Annotated in this window: 10 protein-coding genes; 2 read left to right on the forward strand and 8 right to left on the reverse strand. The window is 36.3% G+C overall.

Translation table 11 applies throughout. The features are described from left to right. Positions 1 to 102: 102 nt before the first annotated feature. The 8 genes from ACFIK0_RS06860 to ACFIK0_RS06895 all read right to left on the reverse strand — a co-directional run bounded on the left by ACFIK0_RS06860 (position 103) and on the right by ACFIK0_RS06895 (position 8,272). Positions 103 to 597 carry a F0F1 ATP synthase subunit B gene (locus tag ACFIK0_RS06860; RefSeq protein ID WP_375663699.1) on the reverse strand — a complete coding sequence of 165 codons (495 nt, stop codon included), beginning with the start codon at positions 595 to 597 and terminating at the stop codon, positions 103 to 105. Between the two features lie 11 nt (positions 598 to 608). After that, the gene (locus tag ACFIK0_RS06865; RefSeq protein ID WP_273790398.1) at positions 609 to 1,175 is read right to left on the reverse strand and encodes a F0F1 ATP synthase subunit B; all 567 of its coding nucleotides are present in this window, start codon (positions 1,173 to 1,175) and stop codon (positions 609 to 611) included. 131 nt (positions 1,176 to 1,306) lie between these two features. Continuing rightward, on the reverse strand, positions 1,307 to 1,537 hold the full coding sequence (locus ACFIK0_RS06870; protein ID WP_005773968.1) for a F0F1 ATP synthase subunit C: 231 nt from the start codon (positions 1,535 to 1,537) through the stop codon (positions 1,307 to 1,309). A gap of 55 nt (positions 1,538 to 1,592) precedes the next feature. Next, entirely contained in the window at positions 1,593 to 2,351 is a 759-nt protein-coding gene (locus ACFIK0_RS06875) for a F0F1 ATP synthase subunit A (RefSeq protein WP_273790444.1), read from the reverse strand. A 7-nt stretch (positions 2,352 to 2,358) separates the two neighbouring features. After that, positions 2,359 to 2,790 carry an AtpZ/AtpI family protein gene (locus ACFIK0_RS06880; RefSeq protein ID WP_375631017.1) on the reverse strand — a complete coding sequence of 144 codons (432 nt, stop codon included), beginning with the start codon at positions 2,788 to 2,790 and terminating at the stop codon, positions 2,359 to 2,361. Positions 2,791 to 3,827: 1,037 nt separating this feature from the next. Next, positions 3,828 to 5,252: a ribosome biogenesis GTPase Der gene (gene der / locus ACFIK0_RS06885; protein WP_273790396.1), complete on the reverse strand. Its 1,425-nt coding sequence runs from the start codon at positions 5,250 to 5,252 to the stop codon at positions 3,828 to 3,830. Positions 5,253 to 5,256: 4 nt separating this feature from the next. After that, on the reverse strand, positions 5,257 to 5,928 hold the full coding sequence (locus ACFIK0_RS06890; RefSeq protein ID WP_273790395.1) for a tetratricopeptide repeat protein: 672 nt from the start codon (positions 5,926 to 5,928) through the stop codon (positions 5,257 to 5,259). Positions 5,929 to 6,499: 571 nt separating this feature from the next. Beyond that, positions 6,500 to 8,272: an SLC13 family permease gene (locus tag ACFIK0_RS06895; protein ID WP_375637513.1), complete on the reverse strand. Its 1,773-nt coding sequence runs from the start codon at positions 8,270 to 8,272 to the stop codon at positions 6,500 to 6,502. Positions 8,273 to 8,624: 352 nt separating this feature from the next. Here ACFIK0_RS06895 and ACFIK0_RS06900 point away from each other — a divergent pair, with 352 nt between their 5' ends. Both ACFIK0_RS06900 and nhaA read left to right on the forward strand, forming a co-directional pair. Continuing rightward, complete coding sequence (locus ACFIK0_RS06900) at positions 8,625 to 10,331, forward strand: hypothetical protein (RefSeq protein WP_375663700.1); 1,707 nt, start codon at positions 8,625 to 8,627, stop codon at positions 10,329 to 10,331. 146 nt (positions 10,332 to 10,477) lie between these two features. After that, entirely contained in the window at positions 10,478 to 11,836 is a 1,359-nt protein-coding gene (gene nhaA / locus ACFIK0_RS06905) for a Na+/H+ antiporter NhaA (protein ID WP_375663701.1), read from the forward strand. Positions 11,837 to 13,017 lie beyond the last annotated feature (1,181 nt).

A 13,017-nucleotide genomic window follows, 5' to 3' on the forward strand; every position in this document is an offset into this window, starting at 1 on the left:
GTAAAAACAATGAAGATAAATTTTTCTTTTTTATGACTTTTATTAATTAATACTGAGAAAATTATGCAACCAAAGAGAGTGTTCTTTATCTCTCAAATATCATTAATTAAGATATGTTTTCATTTTGATAAACGATTCTTTCTCAAGAGACTCTTTAATAAGTTCATCTGCCTTGTTAGAATCTATTTCCCTTGCAATAAGGGTACGTGCTGTAGAAATTGCCAAATCAATAGCCGATGAAGAAACCATGCGTATTGCATCTGCTTCTGCTTGAGCGATTTTTTGTTCTGCCAATTTATTGCGGTTTTTTACATATTCTTCTGCTTTTGCACGGGACTCAGCAATAATAGATTCAACTTCATGCTTTGCTGCTGCAACAATTTCTTGCGCATCTTTTTCTGCTTCTGCATGTTTGCGTTGATATTCAGCTAATATTTCCTGTGCCTCTTCACGAAGACGCAGAGCCTCATCCAGTTCATCTTTGATACGCTTTGCACGCGCATCAAGATGGTGTATAACCCTTTGTGGAATTTGGAAATAGACTAAAAGAGCCAAAAAAAGAACTAACCCAACAAATGCCCAAAAAGTATCAGTCATCTTTGTCTTCCTCAATAATCCGCAGTTTTAACAACTGAACGAACAGCCTCTTTGCTAATATCAACGTCAATCAATTTTTTCACAATTTCAAGAGCTACTTCTTCAGCGATAGAACCAACATTTTGCATCGCTTTATCCCGAATTTTTGCTATCTGTTTTTCAGCATCTGCGAGTTTTTTCTCTAAACTCTCTTCAATTTCTTTCCGTTCAAGCTCTGCCTTTTCTTTTAATTCTTCACTAGCTACCTGCGCTATAGCCTGCGCATTCAAACGCGCTTCTGCTAATTTCCGCTCATAAGTTTCAACGACAATGTCTGCTTCCTGCTTCATGCGCATTGCCTGATCTAAATCAGATGCGATTCGATCTCGCCGTGTTTCAATAACACCACCAATACGTGGTACAATTACACGAGAGATAAAAAGATAAAAAAGACCGAAAGAAATTGCCAACCAGAAAAAATGCGAACCAAAATGCACAAAATCAAAAGGCGGAAACACACGATTTGCATGCTCTGCCACCTTTTTAATATGTTCTATCGACGTTTCAGTGTTCTGTGCATAAGCGCTTGAAACAAACATCTTCTTTCATCCTTTAAATAGCTTATTAAAGCCCTCTATAACCGATGATAACTGACTGACATCTCTCTGGCTAAGAGCTAAAAGGGTAAATCTTTCCTCATGCAAGAACAGATATACCCTTTTGATGATGATCAAACCCCAAAAAGAAGTAATAAAGCAATGAGCAATGAAAAAATTCCCAAAGCTTCTGTTACAGCAAAACCAAAGACGAGACGTCCAAACTGACTATCTGCTGCTGATGGATTTCGTAATGCACCAGAAAGATAGCTACCAAAAATATTACCAAGTCCTAAAGCTGTTCCAGCCATACCAAAGCAAGCAAGACCAGCGCCAATATATTTTGCTGCAAGCACCATTTCCATGTTATTCTCCTTTAAAGCGAAATTGCATTATTCGACGGAATAACCGCCAGTTTTATTAATGTCCTGGATGAATTGCATCATTAAGATACATACAAGTTAAAACCGTAAAGACGTAAGCCTGAAGGAATGCGACCAAAAACTCAAGTGCAGTAATTGCTACAGTCATAATAAGCGGTAAAACCGAACCACCCACACCTACGAGTCCTACCCCAATCATTGAAACAACAAACCCAGAAAACACTTTAAGCGTAATATGACCAGCAAGCATATTCGCAAAAAGACGAAGAGAAAGACTAATTGGACGGGAGAGAAAAGAAATAACCTCAATCATTGTCACCAGAGGCAAAACCACAACAGGAACTCCACTGGGAACGAACAGTTTCAAAAAACTGACCCCATGCTTATAAAAGCCATAACCAATCACCGTCAAAATCACCACCATTGCTAACGAAAACGTGATCATGATTTGAGATGTAACCGTATAAAAATAAGGAAAGAGACCAATAAAGTTAGCAACTAAAATAAAAGTAAACAGAGAAAAAACTAAAGGAAAAAACTGCATCCCCTGCACACCAGATGATTCCCGCAGAGTCGATGCTACAAATTCATATGCCATTTCCGAAAGAGACTGCATCCGCGTTGGAACCAATCCACGACTCGATGACGAAATGAAGAGAAAAATAGAAGTTACAACAACCGTAAGGACTGTAAACAATGATACATTTGTAAACGATAAATCCATATTTCCTATGGAAATCTTAATCAGCCTTGAAACCTCAAACTGATGAATAGGATCTGGAGCGTGCGTTGTCACTTCAACCTCATTTATCGGACCTCTCGTTGGCCCCTTTATCTTGTTTTTGGCGCAATGCGCCTTTTTTTCCTAATTGACTGGAGGAAACATACCCCACAGACCGAAGAATACTCAATACACCAGCAGCAAACCCAAAGAAGAGAAAAAATACTAATCCCCAAGGCCATGAACCTGCTAACTTATCAAACCCCAACCCCAAAACAATACCAACTATAACACTTGCCAGAAACTCACTGGAAAGCTTAATTGCGCCTGCCATCCTTCCTTGTGATTTTTCCCGCTTATTCTTATGCTCCCGCTTCTTTAATGCTTGCTTGCGCACTAAAGCTACGCTTAAATTCCTACTACGACATTCCAAATCCTCTGAATGAAGACACTCTCCTTGCTTTTCCTCTTCAGCCTCCTTACGGCTCATAACGGGTTTCTCGCCCATCGCCATCATTGGCTCCTTATTAAAAAGCAACGTAAGAATACATTTCATAAAACCGTGTGCATCATATTGTTCCCGAATTTATTCGTCAAGATACTAAAAGAAATCTATCACAAGTTATCGTATAAATTTTATTGCAGAAATAACGTATTTTTCAATTTACATGCTTTCTTAAAAAGATATTCTGAGCACCTAAACCGATTTCACGACAGCACCCGTGAATGTATAACAAAAGTTCCCGTGAATAATATAAAACTCATAGAACAACCATTTTTACGCTTAACGAAAGGTGTCAACTGATACCATCTTATTTTCCGGCTCCCAATGTTATATCAATCCTAGTTTTGAAAGAGAACATAGAAAGCTAAAAAACAGTATGAGAGCGTTAGTTTACACCTTTTATTCAAATAAACTAGCACTTTTTATTTTATGAAAATAATAATCAATGGTTTCTATATGATCCTATTCGCAAAGTATTTTACATATGCCATTACAGGCCCCATCACGAAATGAGCTTGAGGGTATTAAGAGAAGTTCCTTTAAATACAAGATATTAATAAATCTAAAATTTCAAATAGATTAAGCCAATAGAACACAATAAAATTTAAATACGATTACCATACCACTTTATACAATTTTAATCCACTTTTATGAACTTCACTCTTTACAATTGAATATCGGTAGATTTAGCAAGTATTTTTGCTTTTTATTCAGACAAACTATCGTAAGCAAAAGCGCTTATTCATAATCTTTATTTTTATGAAACGATAATCTAATACTGCTTTTCACACAAGCATCATAATTATATTCCCCTACCCTCATATTGCATCTATTCTTGCACTTAAATAACCCATTAAGAGGATTATGTACTCTTTCTTAAATACTCCCTATCACACTCTTCTCATGACATGCAAATAAATGATCATCAATAAAATTAAAACTTTAGCAAATAAAATTTTAATTTTATGAAAAGAAAGATCATTGAAAAAACTTACTTTTAAGATTCTTAAGTATAGATTTCATTCACTCAAAAAATTAAAGAGTTATCATTTCTTCTTGGAACGTGTCGCAAAAGGATTATCAGAGGCTCGTAATGATATGCGAACGGGTATACCAGACATATCAAATGTTTCACGTAACCCATTGACAAGATAACGCAAATACGACTGTGGCATACTTTTGGGACGCGAGCAAGAAATCATAAATCCAGGAGGACGTGTCTTAACCTGTGTGATGTATTTAACCTTAAGTCGACGTCCAGAAACCGCAGGAGGTGGATGATGTGCCACAACAGTTCCAAGCCATTGGTTCAATTTAGCCGTCGAAATGCGACGATTCCATACACGGTGCATCATCATGACATTTTCCATCAGTTTATCAATCCCTTGACCATATTGTCCTGATAAAGGAACGGCTCTCAAACCACGAACTTGAGGAAGAAATCGAGCACATTTTTCATGCAAATCAATCAATGTAGTCTGACTGTTTTCAATAAGGTCCCACTTATTGAAAGCAATAACTGGAACACGCCCTTCACGAATCACAAGATCAGCAATTTGTAAATCCTGCTTTTCAAAAGGTATCGTTGCATCAAAAACAATGACCACCACTTCTGCAAAACGAATAGCACGCAAAGTATCTGCAACAGATAGTTTTTCTAATTTTTCTTGAATTCTCGATTTTCGACGTAAACCTGCAGTATCAAAAAGTTTAATATGACGACCGCGCCATTCCCAATCTACAGAAATAGAATCACGCGTGAGTCCTGCTTCTGGTCCTGTTAACAATCGCTCTTGTTTCAACATACTATTAATAAGAGTGGATTTTCCTGTATTGGGACGCCCCGCAATCGCAATCCTAATGGGCTTACTTTCATCGTAAATAAGCTCCTCTTCTTCCAAATCCTTTACATCATCACCAACAGATGCAGGCTGTATCATCCTATTTTCTTCTTTGTTGTTGCCAAAAGCATGCTCTGACCCAACAGCATCTATAATTGCATCACGCAGATCACTAAGTCCCAAACCATGTTCAGCCGATATTGGGCACGGCTCTCCCAAACCTAATGACCACGCCTCATACTCTCCTCCTGTTGCCGCTCTTGACTCAGACTTATTGGCAACAAGCACAATTGGCTTTCCTGATTTGCGAACCAATGAAGAAAAATTTAAATCACTTGGTGTTATTCCGCTCTTTGCATCAAATACAAATAAAATAAGATCCGCTTCATCGATTGCAACTTTTGTATGAGAACGCATACGCCCCTCGAGTGTATGATCACCTGCTTCTTCCAGCCCAGCCGTATCAATCACATCAAAACGTAGATCTTGAAGTTTTGCCGCATGAATACGCCGATCACGTGTTACACCAGGCTTATCATCAACCAAAGCCAATTTTTGCCCAACCAAACGATTAAATAGTGTCGACTTCCCAACATTGGGACGACCAATGATAGCAATGGTAAGGCTCATCGATTTATTCCTTATTTGCCTTGCCCTCAGCTTGTATAAGCTCAAGCATCATTCGAGCCCGATCTGTTATTTTTGAACCCAAAGCACCTTCTTCAGAATTTTTTTTAAAATAATAAACCGCCTCATCCATTTTATCCGCCTTATAGGCAGCTAAGCCTAAAGCTTCTCTTGCAGACATACGCATAGGATCGGTATCACTTGCCATATCTTTGATGCGCTTTTCAACATCAGCTAATGTCCCTGTATCAACCAGAATATAAGCCGCCCGAATTTTTGCAACTTTCTGCAAAATCTGCGGTGCTTTCTCATCCGCTGCAATAGAATCAAAGATCTCCACTGACTTAATAATATCACCTTTCTCCATGAGTAAAGAAGCCTCACGTAAACGAGCAAGAAAAGGATACCCCCCAAAATGAGAGGTTTTAACAGTTTCTAATTGCTTTATCGCTTTATCAAAATCACGTGTATTCGCAAGATCAAGACTCTTTACAAATGCATCACCAATATAACCAGCTTTCTTTATTTGCGTATGATGATAAACTTGATAAGCAACTATCATGAATATAAAAAGAATAACTGCTCCAATAATTGAAAAACCATACCGTCTCCAAAAAGCAAGCGCCTTTTCCTGACGAAATTCTGCATTCACTTCAGCAATAAAACTATCATACGACATATATCATACCTTGAAAAAAGTTACTTTATTTGTGCTTTTACGCATAAATGGATAAAGATGGTAGTCCTAATTAACTAAAAATCTTTAAATTGCTCGTTTATTTATTTTAAATCAACATGTAGCCAATTCAATCGGATTTTTGCAACAGTCTTAATCGAAAATGATATAAGCACCCTGTTTGTACATATTACAGCTTTTACATATATTGAGTCTTATGAAAAATTCACTGCCTTAATATTTATCATGATTGCCTATCATCTCAAGCAGATTTTCTCCCCATTATATAGAGAGATAATCTTTTAAAGTCTTCAACCGCAATCGTTGGTTGTATTGGATTATAGAATTATAATAGAAAAACCACTTCTTGAAAAAAGGTAAATTTCCATGAAAGTCCCTTAAAACCCAATAAATAAATTTTTATCTGTATCAAAAATACCGAAGCGCCATGATTAAAGTGTGGTATAATTCCAAATCTTCAGTTAAAGCTCTTTATATAAAGTGTATCCCTTCAACTTATCTTCATACGATTAACAACCTTTTGTAATTGATCCTTAAAGTTTCTAAAAATATCCTATTGTAAGGGCCAAACCCACATAAGCATTGGAACAGCAATAATAACGATCAACACCGCCAATGGAGCACCCAAACGTGGATAATCACTAAAACGATATCCTCCTGGCGCCATCACGAGCATATTACTTTGATGTCCAATAGGTGTAAGAAACTCACATCCCGCACCAATTGCAACAGCCATCAAAAAAGCTTCAGGCTTATAATGAAGGGAATGAGCAAAACTTGACGCAATTGGTGCTACCATCATCACTGTTGCTGCATTATTCAAAAATGGCGTAACCAACATAGCTGTCACCAACATAAGCGCTAAAGCACCAGATGGCGGGAAAAATATTGCCAATTGGCTCAGCCATTGACCAATGAGATCCGTACATCCTGTTTTCTCTAACGCTTCACTCACTGGAATAAGAGCCGCTAATAGTACGAGTATTGGACCATCTAATGCCTGATACAGATCACGCGCGGGCAAAACACGAAAGATCACCATTGCTGCAGCAGCAGAAAAGAAAGAAAAAGCAACTGGAACAATATGAAAAGCTGTAAAAATAATTGCTATAAATAAAACAGCTAAAGAGATGAAACCATGTCGTAAATTTCCAAACACAATATTTCGTTTTGCTAGGGGCAAGCATTTCAATTCTCTTAATAAATTGGGAATAATTGCATCCTGTCCTTGCAAAACAATCACATCTCCAAGATGGAAAATAATATCATCAAGTCTTCCCCGCACCCTTTCATGTTGACGACTTAACGCAAGTAAATTTACATTATAGCGATCAAATAGGGAAAACTCTTTCGCACTAATACCAATAAGAGGTGAATTATGGGTAATGACTGCTTCAATAATATCAATGTCACTGTCCTTATCACCTGCAGCAATAGTTCGCCCCTTAGAAAACTCTAAACGAGCAGAGTTCATCACGCTATCTAACCCTGTATGTGACCCTTCCAGCAAAATAATATCATTTTCAGACAAAACAAAATCTGGTAATGGTGAAATAGATACTTTGTTTCTGATAATTTGAATTACCATAACATCACCACTTGATGGCTTAACCAAATCAACAATATTTTTCCCCACAATTGGTGAATTTATTGGAATATGCGCTTCTGCAACATAATTACGGATATCAATGGCATCATCAAATGATACACCTGAACGCACACGCACAGGCAAAAGCCAATAAAAACAGACCAAATATACAACACCAGCCGTCGCAATAACCGCACCAACTGGTGTAAAATCAAACATAGTAAAAGGTGTTCCTGCTAAACGCTCTTGCATCGCTGAAATAACAACATTAGGAGATGTTCCTATCTGTGTCATAAGCCCTCCCAACAAAGAACCAAAGGCCATGGGCATCAAAAAGACAGAAGGAGAAACCTGAGAACGACGTGCAAACTGAAAAGCTATCGGAAGCATAATCGCCAAAGCACCAATGTTTTTAACAAACATTGATAATACGACAACAGAAAGAACCAAAAAAGCTAATTGAAGACGCACCGATTTCACATCGGGCCATATCCGTTGAATAATAAATTCCATTATACCAGAGCGAGATACAGCAGTACTGACAACAAACACACTCCCCACGATAATAACGATATCATTACTAAAACCGCTAAACGCTTCCTTCGGGCTAACAAGACCAAGGACACAAGCTATTAATAATGTACAAATAGCAACAAGATCATAACGAAATCGATCCCAAATAAAAACAACCATCATGAGACCAATGATCGAAAAGGCCATTATTTGATTTTCTGTCATAACACTCACTTCTCCCCATTAAATTAATGAACAAAAACATATCTTTTATGTTTTAAATATTCCTATAAACAGCAGCAAGATAAAAGCAGACATCGGAATATTTTAGGATAATTTTAAAGTGATAAAAAATTATGATGCGCATAAACTCACCTCTCCTTATTATGCGTGCTTTTCTATAAAGTGCTGAACCCAAAGAAAATTGATAAAAGTTGATAAAGCTATATTGCAAAAAAGATGAGAATAACTCTAATATAGAGCGTAGATAATTGTTGAAACTGGTACACGCTATATTTAAACCTTTGTCGTTGCTTAAAAGAATTTATCTTCACTCTCAATTCACAGAGTGATAAAAATGAAAGAAGAAAGAATGGTCAATCTTAATAGTGGGTATCAAAGTAACCTCAGATATTGGCTCACTTGCATTATTGGATTTGTTGCTATCTTGGCAATTATAATTGTTGGTGGATTTTATATCGCAAAACCCTATCTTGACAGTTTTGTAAGACAAGAAATAGCCCGTCGTGCCATAAAAGCCGAAACATCTGAAGTAAGCATTCTAGGTAAAGTCAACTTGAAGAATGTGACATTACCCGTTCCAGCTGGTACATCACTTAAAATTGGTGCCATTTCTGCCCGTCCTCCTCTTTCCTTTATTCCCGGAACTTTTACATTTTATAATGTTGATTTAAAGCATAATAATATTCATGTGCAAATTCCCCAAATTTCTCTTCAGAGTGTATCCCTAAAAGAAAAAGATAGAACGATAACATCACGTCTTTTACAATCAATGATGCGTATTGAGCTTTCCTCAATTATTGCTCCCAATATACAACTTTCTATAGAAAATAAAAATAACCAAACAGAAACGGTTGAGATCAAGAATTTCCAGCTTTCTGATTTTAGAAATAACCATATCCGTTCAGTTAGTATCAAAAATATGGATCTTAAAACGGTCGTAGCAAATGGTGCCAAACAGATGCAACTTATGGCTAAAAGTGATACAATAAAAGCCCATGATATCGACATCAACTATGCCTATTCTATCATTTTTGGAAAAAACAATGCTCTCAATCAAGGTAAAACCGTTACTGGCCCCATTTCTCTGAATAATATAAGTGTTGATATTTTTGAAGAAGCAGAAAAAAATAGCTCTTTCTTCCTTGGGCAGTTTAAAACATCTGGTTTAAAGATGAAACCGCTTGAACAAACTCCTGAAAAATTAATCAAAGCTTATCTTAATGCAAGAAAAGAGAATAATAAAATCGCTGAAAAAGTTGCACAAAATGGTCTTCTTCTAAACATACTGCTCGCCATTACCTCAGCGGATGCCAAAGTTGATAATATCACCGTTGATATACCGCAGTTGAAAGCAACGCTCGAATCATTCCAATTCAAACCAAGTTTGTGGAAACAACCTATCCCTAAAAAGCTTTTTCTTTCTCTCAACAACCTTTCCATTCTACCTAAAAAAATGAATGAAAAAGACTTAGAGTTTTTTAAAAACCTGAACTTTGAGCGCTTTAATATTTCAGGAAAAGTTGATATTTCTTACGATGAAAAAAAACGTATGCTCTTTCTTGATACAATGTCTTTCAATATGAAAGACGTTGGATCTGGAGATATATCGGCTAAGGTTATTGATGTTGATGAAAAGCTTTTTTCTGGTCAGAAAAATATAATGATTGCTGCGTCTCAAGATCTTGGCATCAATGAAATTGATATACAATATACTGATGCAGGTTTCATTGATAAGCTTTTTTCTTATCTTGCGCAAAATCTTAATGACAGCCAACATGATCTTAAAAAGGAACTTTATGACGATTTCTATCTAATGATGACGCAGACCCCAAAAATTCTGCTAAAAAATCATGACGAAGCAGAAAAAATTTCAAAATCCTTAGGAGAATTTGCTAAAAATCCACAAACATTGATCGTGAAAATTAAAGCAAAAGATAATAAAGGTCTCGCAATAGTTGATCTCGAATCTGCTCTACAAAATGATCTATCCAAGGCTTTAAGCAAAGTACATCTTACTATTAAAAATGAAGCATCGCCTTAAACATTTTGTGCTTTAAACATGATGATCTTGTCTATAAATTAAGAACTTTATTCCTCTTTTTTCTTTTATATGATACAGAAGGTATCATACAGGGTTATTTATACAGAGAATATAGAATCTAAAATTGTCGATGCTTGGAGTTGTTCATGTCTGGTTTATCTTCAAATCGCCTGCCTAATCGCGCTTCTCGTGTCACCAATCAAGCGCTTTCTGCTATCGAGCGTTTTCTCCATATTGAAGCTCTTAGTGGTGTTGTTCTTTTATTAGCTGCTGCTTCTGCACTTATTTTTGCCAATTCTAAATATGCTGCTTTCTATGAATCTTTTTGGCATACACCTCTTGGCTTTAATTTGGGTCATTTCACTCTTTCATGGGATTTACATTTCTGGGTTAATGATGCCCTTATGACTATTTTCTTTCTCGTCGCAGGAATGGAAATTCGACGAGAAATTCATGAAGGTGCTCTTGCCGATTTTAAACAAGCAATCTTACCAATTGTTGCTGCAATAGGGGGCGTTTGTGTTCCTGCAATTATTTACTTTATCTTCAATTTTAACGAGGGACATATGCGCGGTTGGGCTGTGCCAACAGCAACAGATATTGCCTTTGCTCTAGGTATTCTAGCTCTTCTCGGAAAAAAAATTCCTTCTAATCTTCATATTATTCTTCTATCATTAGCGATTATTGACGATATTATCGCTGTTCTTATTATTGCTTTTTTCTACTCAACAAACATTGATCCTAGCGGTTTAATGATTGCAGGAGCGGGTATTGCTTTGGTACTATTTTTTCAGTGGATCGGGCTTGCATCAGCATGGCTTTACATTTTACCTGGTGCAATCATTTGGTGGGGTTTAATGGTAACAGGCGTTCACCCATCGCTTGCTGGCGTAATCTTAGGGATGATGACTCCCGTTCTTCCTACCCGTACTCTTGTAGCGCCACTCACCATGCTCAGTAACGCTATGCAAATTCTTCAAGAAAAAAATACAAAAACAGATCTGCATCATATTTCAACAGCATTAAAAAAGATGCGCAAAGGACAACGGGCCATGATTGCCCCAGTAACTCGTGTTCAAAAAGCATTGCATCCATGGGTTGCATACGTTATCATGCCAGTTTTTGCCTTCGCAAATGCAGGAGTAAGTTTTGCAAACTTTGATCTTTCTTCTGACAAATCATTCTTGATTGTTCTGGGTGTTGTCATTGGTCTTTTCATCGGTAAGCCTCTTGGTATTATCACTGCCAGTTATATAGCTGTAAAATCAGGACTATGCCGCCTACCCCCTCATATGACCTGGACAGGTGTTTTACTCATTGGTTTTTTAGCAGGAATTGGCTTTACAATGTCTATCTTTGTTTCAATGCTCGCTTTTAAAGATATTATTCTGCTTGATGCGGCAAAAATTGGAGTCCTTTGTGGCTCTGGTTTATCTGCCCTTATCGGTCTGGGATATGGATTTATTTATATTAAGCGCAATAAAGGAATTTCTCATAGTTCCTAACAAACTAACTGAAAATACATTTTTATGCAGAAATTCTAAAAAGTAATTTTGCCCATTTGTTCGATTCGGACGATATTTAATGTAAAATCCGTTGTCTCGCCTCATCTTTACACTTATGAAGGAGAAAACTAACGTCATCATACTATTTACTAGCCTCTAATGTTGCAATAACCTTTGACACTCGAGAAGAATCATAAGAGATATTTTTATTCCTTTCTTCAATAATCTTTTACTCATGTACCAGCTCCACTCATGATATACACAGAAATGGTTTTAATTGTTTCAATAAAGGCTTCGTGGTTTCAGAAAAGCTATTTTTTATTGGGACTATGATTCACTATAAAGAAGAATTTAATTATTATAAATCAATATCTTATGTTTAATAATAAGAAAAAGATAAGAATAAGCAAAGTTCAATAATCAGTTAAGTAATTCCATGGCTTATTTTTCCCAATAAACCACCCTCCTCGTTATTGATTTTATTGCCGGTATTCTAAACAACTTTAATTTTTATCTTCTTAAAAGCACATTATTTTTGGATAAAAATATTCCCGTTTTTTATCATCGACACATCACTTGTCTCACTCCATGAAAGAATTAAACTTGAAGCATGCTTCCATAGGAAGCACTCTAGTTTACGTAATTAACTCGCGGGAAAAAAGAAAACCCTAGTCATTTAGACTATTCTAAAACATATGATTGGTGGAAAAATAGAGCATGTATATCGTTGTTCTCCCCTTTTCGCGCTCTTATTTGATATTTATTTTCTTTTTGTTTAAAGAGCTCGCTCTATATTTCTTGATACCATAAAATACTCTTCACAGATAATTTAAAAAGCACTATTTCCGAGACTTTCGAATTTATACAACGCCACATAAAATACAAAAAGAGTAAAATAATATGGCTATATTTCTCACAAGAAGAGTTTTGCTTACAAAGACCACCATTTGCAAAATATGTAAACACGATAAAGAAACTAGCACGATATACTGAAAAAACGGAAGAATGTATTTCATGCGTGGTTGGCAGTATGACACAGAAAATACTTATAATAGAGTAGTTAAAGGAAGAAAGTTAACCTAAAGAACATATGGAGGTATCAAAAACTTTGAAAATCTTAATTATAATTCAAAAAAGAGAAATAGACATGAAAAAAATTTAATTAATAAAAGCAACACACT

The sequence above is a fragment of the Bartonella sp. CL63NXGY genome (assembly GCF_042194905.1).
GTDB lineage: Bacteria > Pseudomonadota > Alphaproteobacteria > Rhizobiales > Rhizobiaceae > Bartonella.

Excerpts from the sequence above, each read along its gene's own strand:
- ACFIK0_RS06890 (WP_273790395.1), bottom strand. The coding sequence starts at position 5,928 with ATGTCGTATGATAGTTTTATTGCTGAAGTGAATGCAGAATTTCGTCAG.
- der (WP_273790396.1), bottom strand. The coding sequence starts at position 5,252 with ATGAGCCTTACCATTGCTATCATTGGTCGTCCCAATGTTGGGAAGTCG.
- ACFIK0_RS06860 (WP_375663699.1), bottom strand. The coding sequence starts at position 597 with ATGACTGATACTTTTTGGGCATTTGTTGGGTTAGTTCTTTTTTTGGCT.
- ACFIK0_RS06865 (WP_273790398.1), bottom strand. The coding sequence starts at position 1,175 with ATGTTTGTTTCAAGCGCTTATGCACAGAACACTGAAACGTCGATAGAA.
- ACFIK0_RS06880 (WP_375631017.1), bottom strand. The coding sequence starts at position 2,790 with ATGGCGATGGGCGAGAAACCCGTTATGAGCCGTAAGGAGGCTGAAGAG.
- ACFIK0_RS06870 (WP_005773968.1), bottom strand. The coding sequence starts at position 1,537 with ATGGAAATGGTGCTTGCAGCAAAATATATTGGCGCTGGTCTTGCTTGC.
- ACFIK0_RS06895 (WP_375637513.1), bottom strand. The coding sequence starts at position 8,272 with ATGACAGAAAATCAAATAATGGCCTTTTCGATCATTGGTCTCATGATG.
- nhaA (WP_375663701.1), top strand. The coding sequence starts at position 10,478 with ATGTCTGGTTTATCTTCAAATCGCCTGCCTAATCGCGCTTCTCGTGTC.
- ACFIK0_RS06900 (WP_375663700.1), top strand. The coding sequence starts at position 8,625 with ATGAAAGAAGAAAGAATGGTCAATCTTAATAGTGGGTATCAAAGTAAC.